At 61.5% G+C, this 21,156-nt stretch carries 17 protein-coding genes and 2 tRNA genes; 5 read left to right on the forward strand and 14 right to left on the reverse strand.

What is annotated here, in order from left to right; translation table 11 throughout:
- Nucleotides 1-39: 39 nt before the first annotated feature.
- The 3 genes from ACZ9EJ_RS09860 to ACZ9EJ_RS09870 form a co-directional block, all read right to left on the reverse strand.
- The gene (locus ACZ9EJ_RS09860) at nucleotides 40-3,225 is read right to left on the reverse strand and encodes an SPOR domain-containing protein (protein WP_046640696.1); all 3,186 of its coding nucleotides are present in this window, start codon (nucleotides 3,223-3,225) and stop codon (nucleotides 40-42) included.
- Between the two features lie 66 nt (nucleotides 3,226-3,291).
- On the reverse strand, nucleotides 3,292-5,049 hold the full coding sequence (argS, locus tag ACZ9EJ_RS09865; RefSeq protein ID WP_046640697.1) for an arginine--tRNA ligase: 1,758 nt from the start codon (nucleotides 5,047-5,049) through the stop codon (nucleotides 3,292-3,294).
- Nucleotides 5,050-5,111: 62 nt separating this feature from the next.
- On the reverse strand, nucleotides 5,112-6,329 hold the full coding sequence (locus tag ACZ9EJ_RS09870; protein WP_046630777.1) for a deoxyguanosinetriphosphate triphosphohydrolase: 1,218 nt from the start codon (nucleotides 6,327-6,329) through the stop codon (nucleotides 5,112-5,114).
- 136 nt (nucleotides 6,330-6,465) lie between these two features.
- On the opposite strand from ACZ9EJ_RS09870, the gene erpA reads away from it, so the two are divergent.
- Nucleotides 6,466-6,795, forward strand: a complete 330-nt coding sequence (gene erpA / locus ACZ9EJ_RS09875) for an iron-sulfur cluster insertion protein ErpA (RefSeq protein ID WP_285229985.1) — start codon at nucleotides 6,466-6,468, stop codon at nucleotides 6,793-6,795.
- A gap of 82 nt (nucleotides 6,796-6,877) precedes the next feature.
- Complete coding sequence (gene xth / locus ACZ9EJ_RS09880) at nucleotides 6,878-7,681, forward strand: exodeoxyribonuclease III (RefSeq protein WP_046640699.1); 804 nt, start codon at nucleotides 6,878-6,880, stop codon at nucleotides 7,679-7,681.
- Between the two features lie 27 nt (nucleotides 7,682-7,708).
- Here the strand turns inward: xth and exoR are convergent, their stop codons facing one another.
- The 7 genes from exoR to ACZ9EJ_RS09915 all read right to left on the reverse strand — a co-directional run bounded on the left by exoR (nucleotide 7,709) and on the right by ACZ9EJ_RS09915 (nucleotide 15,990).
- Nucleotides 7,709-8,503 carry an exopolysaccharide production regulator ExoR gene (gene exoR, locus ACZ9EJ_RS09885; protein WP_046630934.1) on the reverse strand — a complete coding sequence of 265 codons (795 nt, stop codon included), beginning with the start codon at nucleotides 8,501-8,503 and terminating at the stop codon, nucleotides 7,709-7,711.
- Between the two features lie 478 nt (nucleotides 8,504-8,981).
- Nucleotides 8,982-10,226, reverse strand: coding sequence for an OmpP1/FadL family transporter (locus ACZ9EJ_RS09890; protein ID WP_046640700.1), 1,245 nt, complete (start codon nucleotides 10,224-10,226; stop codon nucleotides 8,982-8,984).
- 363 nt (nucleotides 10,227-10,589) lie between these two features.
- Nucleotides 10,590-13,421, reverse strand: coding sequence for a valine--tRNA ligase (locus ACZ9EJ_RS09895; RefSeq protein ID WP_046640701.1), 2,832 nt, complete (start codon nucleotides 13,419-13,421; stop codon nucleotides 10,590-10,592).
- A 120-nt stretch (nucleotides 13,422-13,541) separates the two neighbouring features.
- Nucleotides 13,542-14,471: a PopZ family protein gene (locus ACZ9EJ_RS09900; RefSeq protein WP_046640702.1), complete on the reverse strand. Its 930-nt coding sequence runs from the start codon at nucleotides 14,469-14,471 to the stop codon at nucleotides 13,542-13,544.
- Nucleotides 14,472-14,740: 269 nt separating this feature from the next.
- The gene (locus ACZ9EJ_RS09905; RefSeq protein WP_046640765.1) at nucleotides 14,741-15,391 is read right to left on the reverse strand and encodes a protein-L-isoaspartate O-methyltransferase family protein; all 651 of its coding nucleotides are present in this window, start codon (nucleotides 15,389-15,391) and stop codon (nucleotides 14,741-14,743) included.
- A gap of 156 nt (nucleotides 15,392-15,547) precedes the next feature.
- The gene (locus tag ACZ9EJ_RS09910) at nucleotides 15,548-15,745 is read right to left on the reverse strand and encodes a hypothetical protein (RefSeq protein ID WP_046630783.1); all 198 of its coding nucleotides are present in this window, start codon (nucleotides 15,743-15,745) and stop codon (nucleotides 15,548-15,550) included.
- Nucleotides 15,746-15,916: 171 nt separating this feature from the next.
- Nucleotides 15,917-15,990 (reverse strand) — tRNA-Cys (locus ACZ9EJ_RS09915).
- A gap of 279 nt (nucleotides 15,991-16,269) precedes the next feature.
- Between ACZ9EJ_RS09915 and ACZ9EJ_RS09920 the strand changes: the two genes are divergently transcribed.
- Nucleotides 16,270-16,527, forward strand: coding sequence for a DUF982 domain-containing protein (locus ACZ9EJ_RS09920; protein WP_251090513.1), 258 nt, complete (start codon nucleotides 16,270-16,272; stop codon nucleotides 16,525-16,527).
- Between the two features lie 316 nt (nucleotides 16,528-16,843).
- Here the strand turns inward: ACZ9EJ_RS09920 and ACZ9EJ_RS09925 are convergent, their stop codons facing one another.
- Nucleotides 16,844-17,128 carry a hypothetical protein gene (locus ACZ9EJ_RS09925; RefSeq protein WP_052754103.1) on the reverse strand — a complete coding sequence of 95 codons (285 nt, stop codon included), beginning with the start codon at nucleotides 17,126-17,128 and terminating at the stop codon, nucleotides 16,844-16,846.
- 392 nt (nucleotides 17,129-17,520) lie between these two features.
- Here ACZ9EJ_RS09925 and ACZ9EJ_RS09930 point away from each other — a divergent pair, with 392 nt between their 5' ends.
- The gene (locus tag ACZ9EJ_RS09930) at nucleotides 17,521-18,177 is read left to right on the forward strand and encodes an exopolysaccharide biosynthesis protein (protein WP_046640704.1); all 657 of its coding nucleotides are present in this window, start codon (nucleotides 17,521-17,523) and stop codon (nucleotides 18,175-18,177) included.
- 13 nt (nucleotides 18,178-18,190) lie between these two features.
- Here the strand turns inward: ACZ9EJ_RS09930 and ACZ9EJ_RS09935 are convergent, their stop codons facing one another.
- A complete protein-coding gene (locus tag ACZ9EJ_RS09935; RefSeq protein ID WP_251090534.1) occupies nucleotides 18,191-18,445 on the reverse strand; it encodes a hypothetical protein in 255 nt (84 codons plus the stop codon).
- A 192-nt stretch (nucleotides 18,446-18,637) separates the two neighbouring features.
- Here ACZ9EJ_RS09935 and ACZ9EJ_RS09940 point away from each other — a divergent pair.
- Nucleotides 18,638-18,712: transfer RNA gene (locus tag ACZ9EJ_RS09940), tRNA-Asn, on the forward strand.
- A gap of 275 nt (nucleotides 18,713-18,987) precedes the next feature.
- Here ACZ9EJ_RS09940 and ACZ9EJ_RS09945 read toward each other — a convergent pair.
- Entirely contained in the window at nucleotides 18,988-20,091 is a 1,104-nt protein-coding gene (locus tag ACZ9EJ_RS09945) for an amidohydrolase family protein (protein WP_046640705.1), read from the reverse strand.
- A gap of 5 nt (nucleotides 20,092-20,096) precedes the next feature.
- Nucleotides 20,097-21,149 (reverse strand): amidohydrolase family protein, encoded by a 1,053-nt coding sequence (locus ACZ9EJ_RS09950; protein WP_046640766.1) that lies wholly within the window; start codon nucleotides 21,147-21,149, stop codon nucleotides 20,097-20,099.
- Nucleotides 21,150-21,156: the final 7 nt, after the last annotated feature.

Here is a 21,156-nt window from a genome sequence, read left to right on the forward strand (position 1 = left end):
CGCCTAGGCGCCCCGTTCGATTTCTTCGGATTTCAGTCCTTACCGGCCGACCAGGCAGGTGCCGCCGGCGGCGCGATACCGTTCGCAGAGCGCCACGGCGTCGTCCTTGCTGCCGGCCGGAATGCGGACGCGGTAGAACGTGCCCTTGCCGGCGATCTCCGCCGATTTGATATCGACGCCGCGGCCGCCGATCACGCTGCCGAACTTGGCGGACAGGCTCTGGTAGGATTTCTGGGCTTCGGCCTGGGACGGCAGCGAGGCGATCTGGATTATGTAGCCACCGGAACCCAGCGAAGCGACCTGGTTTTGTGCTGATGCCGGAGCGGCGGCTGCCTGCTGGCCCGGAGCACGGACATTGCCCTGGTCGGTGACGGCTGCGACCACATTGACCGGCTGTTCGGACGGACGTGCGATCGGAACCGGAGCCTTCGCCACAGGTGCGGAGGCCTGAACCGGAGCGGCAGGCGCCGGAGCCTGCACAACAGCAGGAGCCGCGGCAGCCGGGTTCGGCTGGGCGGGAGCGGCTGCGACGGGCGGCGTGACCGGGTTCGTTCTCACCACGTTGACGTGTTCGGCCGGAGCCGCCGGATTGGCGGGTGCCGAAACCGGAACGATACCGCCAGTGCCGGCATTCGAGTTGGCCGGCTGGGGTTGAGTACGGACCGGTGTCGCCGGCACGGAAGCCGGGACTTTTTCGGGGAAGGCAGCCGCTGTTTCGACCGGCTTTGCGCCGGCGGCGGGCAGCTTGGCAGTTTCCGGCGCGGCAAGCGCCGGGGCTGCGATTTCCTGCTCGACCAGCTTGCCGTCGGGGCGGACGATCATCGTCTTGACCTTGCGCGGCATGACGGTCACGGGCTGCTGCTCAGCAGCGGCATTGTTTTGCGCGGTCCGATCCTGCGGCAGGAGGCGTGGATCCTCAGTCTCGCCGACATCGGTCGGCTCGATATCGTTCTCGCCTTCGAGCGGCAGCGTATCGGGCATCAGGGTCTTCTGCACGACGTCGACAGGCTCCTCGTTGGAGGAGATCAGCGTACGCTGCTTCGGATCCTTCGGCGAAACGCCGGCGACCCGGTCGTAGACTGCCTTGTCCTGGTTGGGGACGGTCTTGCCACCCGGGTTCTCCGGCGCAATCTTGATCGGTTCGTTGTCTGCGGCAATGATGACCGGTTCGCCGCCCGACACGACACCCGAGACGCTGCTGCCGAAGAACGCGTAGGCTCCGACACCTCCGAGGATCACAACACCCGCAAGGGCCAGCGGCACAGCCCAGCTGCGGACGGAACGGCGCGCGTTCTCGACGGTCGCGACATAGTCGGCGTCGGAATAATGCAGTTCCTCGTGCTCGGCGGCAGGCAGCGGCGTCGTCAGGCTGCGGCGGAAATCCTCTTCCAGAGCCCGCTCGAAGTCGTCGAGATCCGTATAGTTCGGCGAACGGGCGGCTTCAGCCACAGTCTGCCGGCCTCTCGGCGCGATATCGATTTCCGGCTTGCGTGCCGGCGCGGAGGCCGGCTTGCCGGGGGCGGCCAGAAGCGTCGCAAGCTCGGCATCGATGTCGAGTTCGTAATCGGGACGATAGGCCGGCGGCTGTTCCGGCTCTTCTGCCGGCAGCGACGGCACGTCGAGTTCGGCGATCGCCTCCACCTGGTCTTCCGAATCGGCAATCTGGGCCGGATCGAACGGCAGGTCGCCAATCGATTCCGGTTCTTCGACGACCTGCGCATCCACGGCCGGTGCCGGTGCCGCCGCAGCGGTGACGGGCGCAACACGCGCGACCGGCGCCATGGAAGGAGCGGCGGCAGGTACAGGCTCGGCTTTCACAGGGGCTGCCGCCGGAGACGGCGCCTGAACCGGATGCGCCTTCGCCTCTTCGACGACGATCTCGGCAAGGTCGAGTTCGAGGCCATCGAGCGCCAACTCGAATTCCTCTTCGGAGAACGTATCCGTCTCGTCCAGAGGACCTGGTTCGGCAAGCGGGGATTTGGCAACCGGCGCATCCACAGAGGGAAGTGCCGGCGAGACAGGTGCGGCGGCGTGCGTCGCGGCTGGCTCGGATTTCGCCACGGGCGTCGCGAGCGGCTGTCCTCCGTTGGATGCCGGCAACGTATATCGCTGTACGTCGTAGATCAGTTCGTCAAGCGCGGAGAACCGATCCTTTTGCGGCGCGGCAGCGATCGGCGCGACGGTGACGGGCGCAGACTGAAGTTCCTGGGCCTGCGGCGCAGGGGTACTTGCGGAAACCTGTTGCCCGGCAGCCGGCGTCGGCTCGATCTTCGGGCTAGGGATATCGTTCCGAAGCGAAGGCTCGACGGCATATTCGTTCAATGCGGGTGCAGCCACTTGAGAAGCGGCTACAGCCGCCTGTGCGGAGGCAGCAGAGACGTCTCGTGCCACGCTGAAATTGCTGAGCGGCATCCGAAAGCCGGGAATGTAGGCGCCCTTGCCCCTCTCCGTCCTCGGCTCCGGCTCAAAGTTGGCTTCAGGTTCCAATTTCGCTTCAGGTTCGAACGCCACCTCGGGCTCGGGAGCAGTTTCAGCTTCGAATGTCGCCTGAGGTACGAACCGGACTTCCGGCTCAAATCTCGCTTCGGGCTCGAACGTCACTTCGGGCTCGATTGCCGCAACGGACTCGGCCGAGATCGAGTTTTCCAGTTCCGCGGCGAGATCGAACTCCTCCGCCGGGTCTTCTACCGACTCGGCGGGCGACATAGAACCTGCAGCAGGAAAATCGGGCAGATCGAAAACAGGCTCGACGCGCGCGGCTTCGAAAGCCGGCTCGACCACCGGTTCCGCAGCGACGACGTTCCCGTCAACGGCATCAACCGCCAAGGGCGGCTCCTCGTCGCCGAAAATGTCGGGGCGGTCGCCGAAAGCGCTATCGGCCTGCGGCACTTCCACCGCGGCAGATTCGGCCGGAACGAACTCCAGTTCCTCCGGCTCTACCGGCGGCGCGACGAAAGACTGAGGGACATCGTCAACCGCGATATCGTGGATGGGGTCGAGATGCGGCGCGTCATACCGTTCGAACTCCTGAAGAAGCTCGTCCTCAAGATTAAATGCCGGCTCGTGCCGCACAGGCGATGAAGTATCGGCGGAAGATGATCCGGGTCTGGCCGCGACGGGAAGATCGTCGTAGCCTACGATGCGGGCGAGCTCAGCCAGCGGATCATCATCTGCAAAGAAGTCCGGTAAATCATTCCGGCTACGCGCAAGGTTGTTATCGGCCATTACCTCGTCCACTCACCTACATTACAACGCATATGCCAGTGCAATGTGGGGAAATGGTGGCGATATCTACCGCATTTCTTCCGGTGCCGCAGTGCCCGTGATCCCAAGTCCTGACTTCAAAACAGAGGCGACAGCATGCACCAGCCCAAGCCTGGCAATACTCAATTCTCGGTTTTTATCGTTAACAAAGCGTAATTCCGGTTGTTCTTTACCTTTATTCCAATGCGCATGGAAGAAACTTGCCAGATCATAGAGGTAAAAAGCAAGCCGATGAGGCTCCTGCGCCTGGGCCGCAGCCTCAATGATCCTGGGGTATTCCGCAAGTTTGGCGACCAGCTGCATCTCGTTCGGATCGTTGATCAGGCTGCTCGAACCTTTTAGGTCGAGCGAATCGAAATCGAGACCCGGAAACGCTTCCTTTGCCTGCCGGAACACCGACGAGCAGCGCGCATGGGCATACTGCACGTAGAAAACCGGATTGTCCTTCGACTGTTCGGTCACCTTGGCAAAGTCGAAATCGAGCGGCTCCGAACTCTTCCTGTAGAGCATCATGAAGCGCACCGCGTCGCGGCCGACCTCGTCGACCACTTCGCGAAGCGTCACGAAGTTGCCGGAACGCTTCGACATCTTCACCGGCTCGCCATTGCGGTACAGCTTGACGAGCTGGCAAAGGAGCACGGTGAGCTTCGCCTGGCCGCCGGAGACGGCGCGCGCGACGGCTTCCAGGCGCTTGACGTAGCCGCCGTGGTCGGCGCCGAGCACATAGATCATCTCGTCGTAGCCACGATCGAACTTGTCCTTGAAGTAGGCAACGTCCGCCGCAAAATAAGTATAGCTGCCGTCCGACTTGATCAGCGGCCGGTCCATGTCATCGCCCACTTCGGTGGAACGGAACAGCGTCTGCTCGCGGTCCTCCCAGTCTTCCGGCAACTGGCCCTTCGGCGGCGGCAGCGTGCCCTTGTAGACGTGTCCCTTGAAGGTGAGGTCATTGATCGCCTGGCGTATGCGTTGCGCGCCATTGGCATGCAATGTCCGCTCCGAATAGAAGACGTCGTGATGGACGTTGAGTGCATCGAGGTCGTCACGGATGAGCGCCATCATCGCGTCGATCGCCTTGTCCTTGACGATCGGCAGCCAGGCGTCCTCCGGCATGTTGTGCAGGCGCGGACCGTATTCCTCCGCCAAGGCCTTTCCGACCGGCACGAGATAGTCGCCCGGATAAAGACCCGAGGGGATTTCGCCGATGGTCTCTCCGAGAGCCTCGCGGTAACGCAGGAAGACCGAGCGGGCCAGAACATCGATCTGGCTGCCGGCATCGTTGATGTAGTATTCCTTGGCCACGTCGTAGCCGGCGAACTCCATCAGGTTCGCCAGCGCATCCCCCACCACCGCGCCGCGGCAATGGCCGACATGCATCGGACCGGTCGGGTTGGCCGAGACATATTCGACATTCGCCTTCTTCTGCGCACCAACCTTGGAGCGGCCGTAATTCGTGCCCTCGGCAATGATCGAGGCGAGCAGGCGCTGCCAGTATGGCGCACCAAGCCGGATGTTGATGAACCCGGGGCCGGCCACCGAAACCTCGCTGACATCGGTGTCCGAGCGCAGCGCTTCGGCGATGATATCGGCAAGCGCACGCGGATTGGTGCCGAGCGGTTTTGCCAGAACCATGGCGGCATTGGTTGCCACATCACCGTGGCTCTGGTCCCGCGGCGGTTCGACTGCGATACGGCCGAAATCAATCTCGCTTCGCTTTTCCTTGATGATATCAAGGCCTTCCAAAGCGTTCTTAATTCTTGTTTCGAAGTCCGCAAAAAGATTCATGTTCAATCATCCCCGAAACGCGCCCGAGGACCCTTGCTGGCCAGTGTCATTGGTGGCGGTGCCTAGCGCAAATCCGGAGTCTGGTCAAACAGCTCCCCATGCGCCTTGATCGCGAACGTGTCCGTCATTCCGGCTAGATAATCGCCGACATGTCGTGCTCTCGCGGTTTCACCGAGACCGGAGATGTGGTTGACCCAATAATGGCTGCGCATCAGCGACGGATCATTCATATAGGCGCTGAAGAGATCCGAGACGATCTGTGAAGCGCCGGCACGGATGCGCATGATGTCAGGATGGCGGTAGATGCGCGAGAACAGAAGCTTCTTGATGCAGCGATCGGTCTCGGCCATCTCGTCCGAGAAAGTGGCAATGACGTGCCCTGCGGCACGGACGTCCTCGGCGCTCTGCGGATCCACCTTATTGAGATTGTGCTGCGCCACATCGATGACGTCCTCGACCATATGGGTGATCTGCCTGCGCATGATCTCATGGGCGAAACGGCTCGGTTCGAGATGCGGATAACGCGCCCTCACCTCCGTCATCAGCCTGGCGAGGAACGGGACCTCATCCAGCATCTCGAAGGTCAGCAGACCGGAGCGTAGCCCGTCGTCGATGTCATGGGTGTTATAGGCGATGTCGTCGGCAATCGCGGCGACCTGCGCCTCCAGGCTGGCATAGCTGGCAAGCTCCAGGTCATGCAGTTCGCAATAGTCCCGGATCGGCTGAGGCACTGGTCCGCGGGTCCCCTCGCCGGTCACGGTCAAAAGTGGACCATTGTGCTTGACGAGGCCTTCCAGGCTTTCCCAGGTGAGGTTCAGCCCGTCGAAATCCGCATATCGGCGTTCGAGCTTGGTGACGATGCGGAGCGACTGGGCGTTGTGATCGAAGCCGCCATAGGGCTTCAGCATCTCGTCGAGCGCGTCCTCTCCGGTATGGCCGAACGGCGTGTGGCCGAAGTCGTGGACCAGCGCCACGCCTTCGGCGAGATCCTCGTCGAGCTTCAGGGCGCGGGCAAGCGCGCGGGCGATCTGCGCCACTTCGATCGTATGGGTCAACCGGGTGCGGTAATGGTCGCCGTCGGGGCTGATGAACACCTGCGTCTTGTGCTTCAGCCGCCGGAAGGCGGTCGTGTGGACGATGCGATCGCGGTCGCGCTGGAATTCCGAGCGCGTCAGGCTGCCGTCCTCGGGAAACAGCCGGCCTCGGGATGCCCAGGGATTGGCGGCATAGACCGCACGTTCGCCACTGCCGAAACCCAGCGCCCTGGTATCGATCGTCATCCCGTCACCTGTTTGTTCATCCGCAGCCTGCCGCCCATTGACGTGCCGTTCACGTCTTCATACCTATAGTGAAGCTGCGCGCAATGCCGGTGACAGGAATCTCTCCGGGCCTTGAACCCGGCAGGAGGCTGATATTATGGAAATCAATGTAACTCTTTCGAATGCGGCGGCCAAGCGCATCGCCGAAATCGTCGGCAACGAAGCCGGCAAGCAGGCGCTGCGCGTCTCGGTCGAAGGCGGCGGCTGTTCGGGCTTCTCCTACAAGTTCGATCTCGCCGAAGCGCCTGAGGACGACGACGTGGTGATCGCCAATGGCGATGCCAAGGTGCTGATCGACAGCCTCTCGCTCGTCTACATGGCGGGTTCGGAGATCGACTTCGTCGACAACCTGCTCGGCCAGTCCTTCCAGATCAAGAACCCGAACGCAGTGGCAAGCTGCGGCTGCGGCACCAGCTTCTCGATCTGATAACACGTCCTTCCGCGCAGTTCGCCCTTTCCAACGCTTCCTCTTTCGCTAAAAGAGGAAGCGAACATGGAGGCAAGGGCCGATGAAGATCGCCACCTGGAACATCAACGGCGTCAAGGCGCGTATCGACAACCTGCGCCAGTGGCTGACCGATTCTTCCCCGGACATCGTCTGCCTGCAGGAAATCAAATCCGTCGACGAAACCTTCCCGCGGCTGGAGATCGAGGCGCTCGGCTATCACGTCGAGACCCACGGCCAGAAGGGGTTCAACGGCGTCGCACTGCTGTCGAAGACCAAGCCCGACGAGGTGATGCGCGGCCTGCCGGGCGGTGAAGGCCCGGACGGACAGACGGACGAGCAGTCGCGTTACATCGAGGGTGTCTTTTCCGTTCCGGGCGGCGCGATCCGCGTTGCCTCCATTTACCTGCCGAACGGCAACCCGGCCGACGATCCGGTCAAATACCCCTATAAGCTGGCCTGGATGGAACGGCTGCGCCTGCATGCGCAGAACTGCCTTCTCCTCGAAGAGCCGCTCATCCTTGCCGGCGACTACAACGTCATTCCCGAGCCGCATGACTGCTTCGATCCGGCGGTGTGGGCAACGGATGCGCTGTTCCTGCCGCAGACCCGCGCAGCTTTCCGGCGCCTGGAAAATCTCGGCCTTATCGACGCGGTACGCGCCACGACCGACGCGACCAAGCTCTATTCGTTCTGGGATTACCAGGCCGGCGCCTGGCAGAAGAACAACGGCATCCGCATCGATCATCTTCTGCTGTCGGCGGAAGCCGCCGACAGGCTGAAATCCACGGCGATCGAGAAACATGTGCGGGCATGGGAAAAGCCGTCGGACCACGTGCCCGTCATCGGCATGTTCGATTTCGGCTGATTGCCCGACAGATCGGCGAGGCGTCGGTTATTCGACGCCTCGGGCGAACTCCTGCGACAGGGCGACCGCACCGCGGCGATCCTCTTCGCCGACGACGGAGAATGCCTGTTCCTGCAATTGCTGCATCCAGATGCATTCCTTGGCGGTGCACTTGTCCAGCGCTGCCGTCATGAAAGCGAGCCCCCGCACCGTCTGACCTTCCTGGAAGAGGACGTTGCCGAAAACCGACATGGCGCCCGCATGGCCGCTCTTGCGGGCCTGGTTGAGCCATTTCTTCGCCTGCTGGATATTGGCGGTACCGCCCTCGCCGGCCAGAATCATCCGGGCGAGTTGGAACTGGGCTTCCGCCACGCCGAACGTGGATGCCGCCTGGAAATAGAGCTGGCGGGCCTGCGAAAGATCGGGCTTGACCGGGCTGCCCGGAATGCCGCGGCGATAATAGTTGGCCAGCGACAGAAGCGCGTTGATGAAGAAGCCGGTATCCTCCGAACCGGGTTCTACGCCTTGTGCCGCGATCTCGTTATAGATCTTGAAGGCCTCGAAATCGTCCTTCGCGACGCCGTCGCCATAGGCGTACATATTGGCGAGCGCCCAGCGCGAACCGGTATGGCCTTTCTCGGCGGCGTAACGATAGGCTTCGACCGCGTCTTCCTTCTGGCCGTTCTTATAGGCCTTGAAGCCGAACTTGAAGAGATCGAAAGGCCCCGACTCCTTCGTCACGCCGGATTTGATATCGAAGGCCGCCGCCGATCCCGCCAAAATCGAGGCGAGCGACGCTCCAAGAAGCAATACTCTCATGGATCCGATGTCAAACTTCGGCATTTCAGTTTCTTTCACTCCGCGCGCGACTTCCCGCCGCAGCCCGAGCATAGCCCGCTGCCGGAAAAAGGTTCGTCCGGGGATATCCCGTGCCTGCTCCTCCCGAGAGACGAATGAAACTATAGCCGCCGTTTCCGGCAACACTAGGACCCGTAACCGCAGCAATTGCGGCAGGACAGGACGGTGTCAGAATCCGTCCGCCTGAGCGCAAAAAGCCCGGCTTTTCATAAAGAAACCCGCCCATGATACTCCAATTACGCGCCCCGCCCCCGCGTTCCGCGCCTGTTCTTCCTCTATCGCTGCTCCCCGTTTGTGGCGGGAAGTGGACAGAAACGCGCCTCTCAAGGCACCTGACAATAGTCTCGAAAAAGTGTTGCTAAATCGTCACAAGAGAAACGACGAGACTGTTCCTCATCTGAATTAAAATTCGCCACAAAAAAGCCCGGTCGCGACCGGGCTTTCGGGTTTCAATCAAGTGGAGTCAGAACTTGACCTTCAGAGAAGTGGAGAGAGCAGCGACCAGATCGTCACCAAACCGGTATGTTGCTTCGTCACCCGCGGCAATACCGTCGATGGTCACGGCACTTGAGCTGCCGCCCGTCAGGATGCCAAGCACGCCCGCCAGACGAATCTCGACGTTCTTGTTCGGCGAGTAGGCGACACCTGCGCCGACGGTCCAGGTATCCGTGAGGGTGCCGAAGCCCTGCGAAGTCCCGCGATCCCAGGTGAGGCTGACCGCGCCGCTCCACTGTTCGTTGAACTTGTGGCCTACGCCGCCGGTGACCGTCCAACCGTCCCGGTATCCGAGTTCAAGCGCGGTGACTTCCACGCCGCCGGCATTGTAGAACGGGATCCGCTGCAACACGCTCCAATTGGTCCATTTGACCGATCCGAACGCGAGCCAATCGGGCGCGATACCGGACTGCAGCTTGAGTTCGATAGCCTCCGGCATCGCGGTTGAGCCCTCGACCGGAATAACCGTGCCCGCGCCTGGAACTAAGCCACCCAGAGCCGCAGGAAGGTTGGTAAGATCAACCTGCCCCGTGACGCTATCCAGCTTCACCTGGCTATAGTACATCAGGCTGGCACGGAGCGCGTATTCCGGAATTTCGTAGGCAACACCTGCTCGCCAGCCCCAGCCGTCACCTTCAAGATCGAGGCGACCGACACCAGAGCCCGACAGGCCGAAACCGGCGATAGTTTCCGGCGCCACGACTAGGCGTTCCTTGAAGCCGTCCATCTGGAGATAGTTTGCACCGGCGATGACACGCAAATCGCCCGGGCCGGCATCGAATTTGTAGGAGCAGGTCAGCGCATAGTTGTCGCTGTTGATCTTTGTTTCGATGTTCTGGTTTGCACCGGCCCAACGGGCGCCTGGATTGGTATGTGCACCATAGGGCTGCGAGTAATCGACCAAACAGTCGAAACCCTCGAAGCCCGCCTTGGCGCCGATACGCGGAGACCAGTAGTCCTCCGTCTCCTCCACCGAGTTGGAATAACCCAGGGCGTTGAGTGAACCATCCGTCGCGAATGTATCGGTGACGTTCTTGAGTTTTCTCTGGGGCATCACGAAGGTAGCCGTGGATTCGATCGCGACCGAAGACGGATCAAAAAGCAGATCGATATTGTATCCGCCCCGCTCGATGCCGCCTGCGAGCGCAGGCGACTGAAGGGTGCATCCAGCTACGAGAGCAAAGACGCCCCTTGAAATTAGTTTGCTTACCATAAAATCTCCCACTCCCTGGTAAGTGACCTAAATCAGTCTAGATGGTTCGCTTCAATTGACAACTTTCGGCTGTCCGGCGCTTCGCGGCGCAAACGCCCTACAGATTTACGTAAGCAAACCAGGAACCGGGGCACTGATGCCGATTTCGGCACAAAATTGCTCTTTCTTCCTTAACCGGCTCGTTAAAATTAGAATTTTATTATTTTAAGCCGGCTACCTGTGTCAATGTGGCAACAATGCGGCTTTCTGCTGGTGAGCAGTTGCACACGTGCGACCCGAGGCCGGCAAACGGTTGCAAAAAAGGAAATGCCGCGCCCGTTTCCGGCGCGGCACCCCTTGTTCCACTGAATCACGATGAAACGGTCAGCCGGCTTCGCTGATGCGCAGAAGAGCGGTCTTCAGGTTCGCCATCTGAACTTCCAGTTCGGCAAAGCGTTCGCGCTCGGCAGCAACCACTTCGGGATCGGCATTGGCCACGAACTTCTCGTTCGCCAGCTTTTTGCCGATGCGGTCCATTTCGGCCTCGGTCTTGCCGACTGCCTTCTCGATACGCGCCTTTTCGGCCACGAGGTCGATCAGGTTGCCGAGCGGCAGGCAGGCGGTCGCCTCACCGACGACGATCTGGGCGGAACCCTTCGGCGCCGCGTCGGCAAGCTCGATGGTTTCGACACGCGCGAGGCGGCGGACGGCCGCCTCGTGACGACGCAGGCGCGCCTGGGTCAGATCATTGGCGCCGACGACGATCAGCGGCGCAACGGCCGATGGCGGCACGTTCATTTCGGCGCGGGCGGAGCGCAGGCCGGTCACCAGATCGACCAGCCAGTTGATCTCCTCGGCAGCCGCCGGATCGGCGAATTCCGGTGCCGGCCAGTCTGCGTGGCAAAGCAGGCCGTCGCGCGTCTCGGTGTGGGCCCATAGCTCTTCCGTCATGAACGGCATGAACGGATGCAGGAGCTTGTAGGTCTCTTCCAGCACGTAGGCCGCACAGGCCTGGGCTTCTGCCTTGGCACCCTCGTCCTCGCTTGCGAAGATCGGCTTCAGGAGTTCCAGATACCAGTCGCAGACCTGGTTCCAGACGAAGCGGTAGAGCGAACCCGCCGCCTCGTTGAAGCGCTGGGTCTCGATCGCCTCCGTGACGTCGCGGATGGTCTCTGAAAGCTCCGTCAGTATCCAGCGGTTGACGGTGAGCTTCGTTGCCTCCGGCAGGAAGGCCGGATCGCGCTTGACGCCGTTCATCTCGGCAAAGCGGGTGGCATTCCAGAGCTTGGTGCCGAAATTGCGGTAACCGGCGATGCGGGCCGGATCGAGCTTCACGTCACGTCCCTGCGCCGCCATGATCGCCAGCGTGAAACGCAGGGCGTCGGCGCCGTATTCGTCGATCAGTTCGAGCGGATCGATGACGTTGCCTTTCGACTTCGACATCTTCTGACCGTTCTTGTCGCGAACGAGCGCATGGACATAGACGGTGTGGAAGGGCTCGACCGGATTGCCATCCTCGTCCTTCATGAAATGAAGGCCCATCATCATCATGCGGGCGACCCAGAAGAAGATGATGTCGAAACCGGTGACCAGCGTGCTGGTCGGGTAATATTTCTCAAGTTCCCTGGTCTGGTCCGGCCAGCCAAGCGTCGAGAACGGCCACAGCGCCGACGAGAACCAGGTGTCCAGCACGTCCTCATCGCGGGTCAGGATTTCGCCCGGTTTGAAATTCTCCAGGAGATCCTCGACAAGAGCCTTCATCGGGCCTTCATGCGAAAGGTAATGCTGGATGGCGGCCTGCAGCGCCTCTTCCTCGGTCTTTTCGACAAAGACCTGGCCGTCCGGACCGTACCAGGCCGGAATCTGATGCCCCCACCAGAGCTGGCGGGAAATGCACCAGGGCTGGATGTTCTCCATCCACTCGAAATAGGTCTTGTCCCAGTTCTTGGGCACGAACTTGGTGCGCCCTTCCTTGACGGAAGCGATCGCCGGCTGCGCCAGGGTGTGGGCGTCTACATACCACTGTTCGGTCAGCCTCGGCTCGATCGGCACGCCGCCACGGTCGCCATGCGGTACCATGTGCTTGTGCGGCTCGATCTTGTCGAGCAGGCCTGCTTCCTCGAAAATCTCGACGACGATCTTGCGGGCCGTGAAACGATCCTGGCCTTCGAGACGATCCCAGGCGCCATGAAGTGCTGCCGGATGATCGAGACCTTCAAGGAAATCCTCGTTGTCCTTGATGGTGATCGTGCCGTCGACATTCATGACGTTGATGGCACGCAACCGTGCCCGCTTGCCGACTTCGAAGTCGTTGAAATCGTGCGCGGGGGTGATCTTGACCGCGCCGGTGCCGGCCGTCGGGTCGGCATAGCTGTCCGTGACGATCGGGACCCTGCGGCCGACGATCGGCAGGATGACGTGCTTGCCGACGATGGCATTGTAGCGTTCATCCTCGGGGTTCACCGCAATGCCGGTATCGCCGAGCATGGTTTCGGGGCGCGTCGTCGCAACGACGATATAGTCGCGCGTCTCGAATTCGGTCGGCTTGCCGTCTTCGTCGAAGGCGACCGGATACTGATAGGTGACGCCCTCTTCGAGGGGATAGCGGAAGTGCCAGAGATTGCCGTTCACCTCGTGCTGTTCGACTTCGAGGTCGGAAATCGCGGTCAGCAGCTTCGGGTCCCAGTTGACGAGGCGCTTGTCCTTGTAGATCAGGCCCTGCTTGTAGAGCGTGACGAAGACTTCCAGGACAGCGGCCGACAGGCCCTCGTCCATGGTGAACCGCTCGCGCGACCAGTCGCAGGAGGCGCCGAGGCGCTTCAGCTGGTTGAAGATCAGGCCGCCGGATTCCTCTTTCCATTCCCAGACCCGGTCAATGAAAGCTTCTCGGCCCATTTCGCGGCGTCCCGGAAGCTGGCGCTCCATCAACTGGCGCTCGACGACCATCTGGGTGGCGATGCCCGCATGGTCCATGCCCGGCTGCCACAACACGTCCTTGCCGCGCATCCGCTCGAAGCGGATCATGATGTCCTGCAGCGTGTTGTTGAGCGCGTGGCCCATATGCAGCGAACCGGTCACGTTCGGCGGCGGGATCACGATCGTGAAGGCTTCCGCACCCGGCTTGGCGTTGGCGCCGGCGCGAAAAGCGTCGGCCTCGTCCCAGGCCTTGGCGATCCTCGGTTCTACTTCTGCGGAATCATAGGTCTTTTCGAGCATTTCCTGACCCGTTTTTGTTCTTTGAGAGCTATCGGGGTGTAAATAGGATGGGGTGTTCCAAGTCAATAAAAAAGCCGCCCCGTCGCCGGAGCGGCCGTCTTGGTCGACCTCAAGAACGGTTTAGCGGCGCGTGCCCCGGGATACGCGTTCGATTTCCTCACGCACCAGGCGCTCCACCAGCGTCGGCAGGTTGTCGTCCAGCCATTCCTGCAGCATCGGGCGCAGCATGTCGCCGGCCATGTCTTCGAGCGAACGGCGCTCCATACCGTTGAACACCGAGGCAAGCTCGCTGAAGGATTTCGCGACCTGGGCGCCGGCTTCGGCGGACAGAAGGTTCGCGGTCTCCTCGATCTTCGCCGGCAGGCTGCGCGGGGCCGGTTCTGCGGCGAGTTTCGGCTCTGTCTTCGGCTCGGTTCTCGGCTCGGACCGGAGTTCGGGCCGTACCGGCGCTTCGGCTCTGAGCGGAGCCGACAGCGGCGGGTCGAAGACCGGCATCATGACACGCTGGACCGGTTCCGGCTGCGGCGCGACCGGCTGCGAAACCGGAGCGGCCTGGGTGACAGGGGCGGCCTGGGTGACCGGTTCGCGGAATTCGGGCATGCGCGGCATCTGGCGAAGCTGAACCGGCTCCTCCTGGCGTGCCACCGGTGCGGGCGAGGACGGGGTTTGCGCCGAAGAGGCAGCCGCCGACGGGACCGGCGCAGCCGAAGGGCGCACGGGACCGGTGTCCTGCGGGCGGGTGGAAGCGGCCCGGACCCTTGCGGCGACATCTGCGAGCGACAGCGTACGATCCTGCTGTGCCGCCTGCGCCGGCGATCCCGACCCGTAGGTCATCGGCTCGTTGCGCGATGGGGCGCCGCGATCATTGGCAGCCATATCGGGAACAAAACTCGTCTCTTCGCCGTCTTCGATCTCATCGTCGCCATAGACCGGGGGAAGCTGGCCGCTGAGCGCGTTCTCGGCATTCGGCTCATTGCTTTCAATGATCCGGCGAATGGACGCCAAGATTTCTTCCATGGAGGGTTCACGCGCTACATTTGGCTGAGCCATTTTCATCCCCGCTGTTACCGGCACTCGAGTCGGCCCCGTGGAGGGTGAACCGAATCGACGTTACTCTAAGGTGTTGGGGGGGCTGGAAACAATGACAAGTGCCCCAGGCTTCCAACGGATACACAGTTTTGTTGGCCTTGTGAATCCCGTAAGTCACAGTTGCCGGAAACAAGTGACAGTGGCGTGAAGTAAACAGATGGCGCCGCCGGAAACGACAAAGGGGTCGCAAGGCCCCTTCCCGTTCATGGCGTTCGAACCCCGCCGATCGATCAGAACACGAATTCCCTCGCCTTGCGGAAGCCCGGCAGCGGTTTCACCGACGCATTGAAATAGGCGCTTTCGGAGACGGTACCCTGCTCCTTCACCAGCACCTTCGCCTGGGCGGCATTGCCATAACCGACGACGGCGACCAGCCGTCCGCCATCGCGCAACTGTTCCAGAAGCGCGAAAGGTACTTCCTCGACGGCACCGTTGACGAAAACCAGGTCATAGGGCGCCTCGGCGGCATAACCATTCTCGAGATCGCCGGTAACGACCGCGACATTGTCGTAGCCAAGCAAGGAGAGCGTCGCGGTCGCCTGCGCGGCCAGCGCCTCATCCGCCTCCAGCGAAACGACCGAGCCGGCGATCAGCGACAGGACGGCGGTCGCATAACCGCTGCCGGTACCGATTTCGAGCACGACGTCGTCCTTGGTGATTGCCGCAAGCTGCAGAAGCTTGGCAAGCGGCGAAGCCTCCATCAGGTAGCGACCGGGGGCAATTTCGATGTCCGTATCGATATAGGCGAGCGACTTTGCCTTTGCCGGCACGAAGGCTTCGCGCGGAACATTGTAGAAGGCCCGCAGAACCGAATGCGACGTGACATCGGTGGTGCGGATCTGATTTTCGACCATCTTCGTCCGTGCTGCTTCGAAATCCATCATCTCAGTCGTCCCAAATCACCCGGCGGTGCGCCGGTCTACGCATGACCGTCTTACTGACGGCAAGGCATGCTTTCAAGACACTGGTCGCTTTCGAAGCAAAAAAGCGGAGGAGACAGCCTCCGTCTCCGCGGGCCCAACCCTGGCGGGCCAGGCTCAAGCGTAGGCCGGCGGTGCTTCTTCCAGCTTGCGGATCGTCACATAGTCCCGACCATAGGAAGAACGCAGGCTGTGGTCCTTGTCGAAGGCAGACTGCTCGGCGGAGGTCAGCGGGAACATGCCGTCGGCGAATGTACCGGTGCCTTCGACCTCGTTGGCCGCCTGACGGTGTACGTTGATTATCCTGGTGATCATGCGCCTTCCCTCCGTTCCACCCCGTAATTGCTGAGCGGGCCTTTCTGTTCCGAGCCTAGGAGGAGAAAGTTAAAAATTAACCATGTTGCAGCGCACACAAAAATGCGTGGTAAATGCTTGGTATCAAAGCACGTTTGGATTTGAGGAATAGGTCCGGGAAGAAGGGGGAATTGGAGGCCTCGCCGAGAATCGAACTCGGGTGCAAGGATTTGCAGTCCTCTGCGTCACCACTCCGCCACGAGGCCGTCCGAACGCATAAAGAGCGAGTGGTGTCGGGCGTTTAGAACGAATCGAATAACGGCGCAAGCGGGTTTGGGCCGTTTGTCATTTTTTTCCTGCACGAGGCCAGGAAGGCCACAGCCGGCAGGTCGAGAATTGCATCCCCGGGCCCCGCCCCTGCGTTCGCAGAGCCCTCGGGATGAACGCCGGGATGTCATCCAAGCCGGCTTCATAAAAAATTCACCAAACCGACGGAACCAAGTTCTTTCGGATGAGTTCTCTACGCCGCAATGCAAGGTGTAGACATGACGAGTAACGTAACTGAAGCAGATGCCGTGTGGAGTTCCCCGGTCAGAGTACGCGTTGGATACGGTTTCCCGGAAACGATCCGCGGGCCCAAAGAAGCCCTGGAGTACCTCAACTGGCGCTGGCCGGTGCGCGAAGGTACCTATTACATCAAGGCCCTGAAGGAGTGTGCCGCCTGCCTGCAGCGCAAGCTCCCGCTGGAAAAGGTGCGGGAAACGTTCGTTCTCGCCAGCATCGAAGCCAAAATGCTGAACTGACCTAGATCCTTTCCCATGTCGACCGGGTTCCGCCATGAGGCGGAGCCTCGAAGCGCCGGCAACCTTGAGAAAGGATTTGTTAAGCTTTCTTACCGGGACGTTCGTTAAAGGATTTTCCTTAAAACGTGAGGCGACGGCGATGTTGTCGTCTTTTATCCCGTGAGAAGGATCGCCATGACGGCGATGGTTCAGTATGAAACTCAATGTTTCTGACGCCTTGGCGGCGTGCGCGACCGTTGGTTCGCTTTCCAGCATCCTGTATGTAGGGCATCTCTTCATGGCCCTATTTTAAAGCCTGCCGATCACACGGCGGCGCTTACGCTGGCCAGTAGAAGTCGGAACGGTAATCAGCCGGGATGTCGGCCAATCTGGCGATGGCTTCGGCAACGAAACCGATCTGCATGGCCAGATAACGGATTTCGCGCGGCACCGGTATGCCGGTCATTGTTTCGCGATTGCGCCAGGTTTCGTACCCGGTCGACCTTATCCTCCGTTCGGCTTCGCGAAGCACGTCGTCGCGGCTCGGCATCTCGCCCTCGGCCAGATCGGCAGGCTTCGCCACGCAGGCAGCAAGCCCACCCTCGATCACTCTCAGACCCATGGTCACCCTCGTCTTCAATCCCGGGAGCAATCCTAGTGATTCGAGGGGATATGCGCCAGAGTCCCCGCAGCAACACTAAAGTAGCGACAGCTCAGCGACTATGGTACATTTAGGCTGTTGCCGGGTGGGGGAGCACCGGGCGGCGAACATGCGGTAGGAGGAGACCGTGATGCAGTATCTGGAATTCATCACCACGCTCAATCCGGTGGTCCTGGCGATCCTCGCGATCGTGCTGGCCTGCGGTGCGTACGACTACTGGGCCCAGTCCCGGTAGAGGACTGCGTAACCCTTGATTTTCCGGGGGGCCGGACGTTCACGTTTCCGGCAGGGTGTGGCTCGCGCCTTTGCGAGGACACGGTTTGTTGATATCCATGCCGCCCAACTGAAGCGGAATGGAGAAACGAAGAGTGAGCGCAAGCATCGAGTTCGACGATACCTCAACTTCGCTGAGCGGCACGCTGCGGCAGCTTATCGACGGCATCACGGGTCAGTCGGTGACGCTGCGCCAATTGATGGACGCGGTCGGAGAACAGGGCCTGCTGCTCATGTGCGCCGTCGCCTCCCTGCCCTTCCTCCTCCCCGTGTCGATCCCCGGCGTCAGCACCGTGTTTGGAGCGGCGATCATAATGATCAGCCTGGCGATCACCGCCAACCGGCTGCCGTGGCTTCCGAAGAAAATCCTCGACCGTGAGCTCGATACGAAGAAACTGCTGCCGGCTCTGGAAAAGGGCGTCAGCATCGTCTCGCGCCTCGACCGGTTCCTGAAGCCGCGCATCTCCGCATTGACCACCGGGCGGCTCGTCAACAGGTTGAACGGCCTGGCGATCGCAGCCGGCGGCGTGCTCCTGATGTTTCCGCTGGGTCTGGTGCCCTTCTCCAACACGCTGCCGGCGATCGCGATCCTGCTTCTGTCGACCGGCATGATCCAGCGCGACGGGCTGATCGTGCTCGGCGGCTACCTCTTCAACATCGTGACTGTGATCTATTTTGGCGTGCTCGCCTATCTGGCGTTCAGCGCCGGTCAGGGAATCGCATCGATGTTCGCCTGAGTTTGGGGCAACCTTATCGCTGTTCGGCCTTGCGCGCCCGCCGCCTTGCCCACCAGAGCCCGATACGCCGCCGCTGACGCCGCACGAAGGGCAGATCGTGCGAAAGCACCAGGAAGCCGAGCGGCACCATCCAGAAGCCGAGAATCGGCAGGAAACCGAGCACACCGCCGAAAATCAAGCCGAGACCGACGGTGACTCGGCCGATCCGCGAGCGCGGCATGGGAATCTGTACGCTTCCGAGCGCCAGCTTGCCGCTTTGCGGGTCCATTCCAAATCGCTTCGGCTTCCGTTCGCCTGCCACTCTTGATTATCCTCACCGGTTAAGGGCCTAGCTTTGCCCGGGAAATGGGGCTTTAGCGGGGATAAAACAACCAAGTTCGATTTTTTTGCAAAAACCGCTTGGCAAAACGACAAAGCATTTGTATTACCCGCCGCACACGCCGCGACCCTTCGCGGATGATCCCTGGTAGCTCAGCGGTAGAGCATTCGACTGTTAATCGACAGGTCGCCGGTTCGAATCCGGCCCGGGGAGCCAATTTCAACAAAAGCGCGCTTTACGGCGCGCTTTTGTCGTTTCAGGTCCTGCGAATTCCGATTTCCACTCCCCGTCATCGCCATAGTGGCCGGCAGAGCCACAGGGCATCGGGAACTCGATGGAGGTCGCGATTCCAGGCCTTCAAATCGCGCGGAATGCAAAGACGACATGGTCGTCACCGGCGGAGATCTTGAGGATCGCCGCGCTGTAGGTCCCCGCGATGAGCCTGGCGCCCTGTTCCGCGCGGTGGCGAGCGGACCGGCTTCCCTGCCGAGCTATTTCAGGCCAAACAGTTCCACCGCGTTGTCGCGGAAGATCGCGGAGCGCTCGGCCTGCGTCAGCGGCACCTTGAAGGCGAAGCGTGGGTCGTCGAAATCCCAGTGCGGATAGTCGGTCGAGAACATCAGCCGGTCGGTGCCGATCCAGCGCAGGATATCGAGGAGGTGCCGGTTGTTCTCCGGCTCCTCGATCGGCTGGGTCGTGTACCAGAAATTCTCGCGCACATATTCGGACGGCTTGCGCTTCACATGCGGAACTTCGTCACGCATGCGCTTCCATTCCCGGTCGAGCCGCCAGACGAGCGACGGCAGCCAGGAGAAGCCGCCTTCGACGAGCACGATCTTCAGTTTCGGGAACTGCTCGAACACGCCTTCGAGAATCATGCTGGAGAGCACCGTCTGGAGGCTGTTGGAGGCTGCGTAATGTTCCTCCAGATAAAACGAGCTCCAGCCGGACGGTGTATTCGGGCGGTAGCCGAAGGCGCTGGTATGCAGCCCGATCGGAAGGCCATAGTGCTCGGCCGCCTCGTAGATCGGCCAGTAGCGGCGGCGGCCGCAGGGCTCCAGCGTGCGCGGCGGCATGGCGATCTGCACGAAGCGGCGGTCGGTGACGCGCCGGTCGATCTCGGCGACCGATTCCCTCGCGTCCTCCTGCGAGATGCAGATAGAGGCTTTGAGCCGCGGTTCCGGCCCGGCAAATTTGTCGATCTGCCAATCGTTCAGCGCCGCGCACAGCGCTGCACCGAGCTCCTGGTTGAAAGCCATGCTGCCGGCCGCGAGCGGCTGCAGGATGCCGAAATCGATGTTGCACTCGTCAAGCAGCTGTTGCTGCAGGAATGCCAGGTCCGATGCCGGCGGGCCGCCGTTCGGAGGCCAGGAATCGCGGCGCATGCCGTTGCCCGGCGTCATGCGCGGGTAGGGCAGCGTACCGAGCAAAGGGTTTGCCGTGCGCACCGCGAAATCCCGCACATGCGTTTTCCACCGTTCGGGCAGGTAGTCGAGCAACTGGTCCGGCCGGGAGAAAGCCGGATGCACATCGCAATCCACCACGCCCTGTGTCTGGGCACTTTCCTGGCTGCGTTCGAGTACTGGGGTTTCCATGGGAATCAGCCTCCAAATCTCGGATAGGTGGAGAGAACGTTGTCGCGAAGGATCTTGTTCAACTTGGCTTCCGGCAAGCCCTCGGGCAGCACGTCCAGTCCCTCGAAATGCCAGTGCGGATAATCCGAGGAGAACAGCAGCATATCATCGCTGAGCAAATGGTCGAGCGTCCTGGCGACGTCCTCGACGTCGTCGGGGCCGTCGAAAGGCTGCGACGTCATGCGGATGTGCCTACGGATGATGTCGGCCGGCGCGTCCTTGACCCACGGCACCTCGATGCGCGTGCCGCGCCAGTCCTTGCTCATGCGCCACATCAGCGCCGGCATCCAGGTGACGCCGGATTCGATCATCACCGCCTTCAGCTTCGGATATTTGACGAAGACGCCCTCGGAAATCAGGCTCGCGACCTGGGTGGAGAAACCCTGCGGCTGAACCACATGGTCCTCGATCAGGAAGGAGTGGAAGCCGCTATGGCTCGGCGCGTGGCGGAAATTCGATCCGGCATGGATGCCGATCGGCAGGCCGTGTCTTTCAGCCGCCTCGTAGATCGGCCAGTAGGTGCGGCGGCCGAGCGGCAGCTCGGTCATCGCAAGCGTCAGGACCTGCACGAAACGCTTGTCGTCGGCGCGGCGCTCGATCTCCTCGACCGCCGCCTCGACATTCTGGAACGGCACCAGCATCGATGCCCTGAGGCGGCTATCGCGGCTCAGCCACTTGTCGGCGAGCCAGTCGTTGGTGGCACGGCATATGGCGGCTGCGAGGTAAGGATCGAACAGGGCGTGGGCGCCCGAAACCACGTTGAGGATGGCGCCTTCGAGACCCAGCGGGTCGAGCAGGTTGTTCTGCACCTGCGCGAGCGGATCGCCGCTCCACGTCCAGTCCGGCCGCATATAGGGGCGTGTGCGCTCAGGGTAGCCCATCAGCTCCAGCACGTCGACTTCCCGCGACGTGACAATCTCCTGCCAGTAGTCGTCGAGATAGGGGATGAGGTCGGCGCGACGCGGTGTCGGCGGGTGGACGTCGCAATCGATCGCCCCGGCGGTTTCGAATCTGGCCATCTTCTTT

It is taken from the genome of Neorhizobium sp. USDA 3394, assembly GCF_056280385.1.

Bases quoted from the DNA above. Each gene is read 5' to 3' on its own strand.
- ACZ9EJ_RS09860 (WP_046640696.1), bottom strand. From the start codon at position 3,225: ATGGCCGATAACAACCTTGCGCGTAGCCGGAATGATTTACCGGACTTC.
- argS (WP_046640697.1), bottom strand. From the start codon at position 5,049: ATGAATCTTTTTGCGGACTTCGAAACAAGAATTAAGAACGCTTTGGAA.
- ACZ9EJ_RS09870 (WP_046630777.1), bottom strand. From the start codon at position 6,329: ATGACGATCGATACCAGGGCGCTGGGTTTCGGCAGTGGCGAACGTGCG.
- erpA (WP_285229985.1), top strand. From the start codon at position 6,466: ATGGAAATCAATGTAACTCTTTCGAATGCGGCGGCCAAGCGCATCGCC.
- xth (WP_046640699.1), top strand. From the start codon at position 6,878: ATGAAGATCGCCACCTGGAACATCAACGGCGTCAAGGCGCGTATCGAC.
- exoR (WP_046630934.1), bottom strand. From the start codon at position 8,503: ATGCCGAAGTTTGACATCGGATCCATGAGAGTATTGCTTCTTGGAGCG.
- ACZ9EJ_RS09890 (WP_046640700.1), bottom strand. From the start codon at position 10,226: ATGGTAAGCAAACTAATTTCAAGGGGCGTCTTTGCTCTCGTAGCTGGA.
- ACZ9EJ_RS09895 (WP_046640701.1), bottom strand. From the start codon at position 13,421: ATGCTCGAAAAGACCTATGATTCCGCAGAAGTAGAACCGAGGATCGCC.
- ACZ9EJ_RS09900 (WP_046640702.1), bottom strand. From the start codon at position 14,471: ATGGCTCAGCCAAATGTAGCGCGTGAACCCTCCATGGAAGAAATCTTG.
- ACZ9EJ_RS09905 (WP_046640765.1), bottom strand. From the start codon at position 15,391: ATGGATTTCGAAGCAGCACGGACGAAGATGGTCGAAAATCAGATCCGC.
- ACZ9EJ_RS09910 (WP_046630783.1), bottom strand. From the start codon at position 15,745: ATGATCACCAGGATAATCAACGTACACCGTCAGGCGGCCAACGAGGTC.
- ACZ9EJ_RS09920 (WP_251090513.1), top strand. From the start codon at position 16,270: ATGACGAGTAACGTAACTGAAGCAGATGCCGTGTGGAGTTCCCCGGTC.
- ACZ9EJ_RS09925 (WP_052754103.1), bottom strand. From the start codon at position 17,128: ATGGGTCTGAGAGTGATCGAGGGTGGGCTTGCTGCCTGCGTGGCGAAG.
- ACZ9EJ_RS09930 (WP_046640704.1), top strand. From the start codon at position 17,521: ATGGAGAAACGAAGAGTGAGCGCAAGCATCGAGTTCGACGATACCTCA.
- ACZ9EJ_RS09935 (WP_251090534.1), bottom strand. From the start codon at position 18,445: ATGGACCCGCAAAGCGGCAAGCTGGCGCTCGGAAGCGTACAGATTCCC.
- ACZ9EJ_RS09945 (WP_046640705.1), bottom strand. From the start codon at position 20,091: ATGGAAACCCCAGTACTCGAACGCAGCCAGGAAAGTGCCCAGACACAG.
- ACZ9EJ_RS09950 (WP_046640766.1), bottom strand. From the start codon at position 21,149: ATGGCCAGATTCGAAACCGCCGGGGCGATCGATTGCGACGTCCACCCG.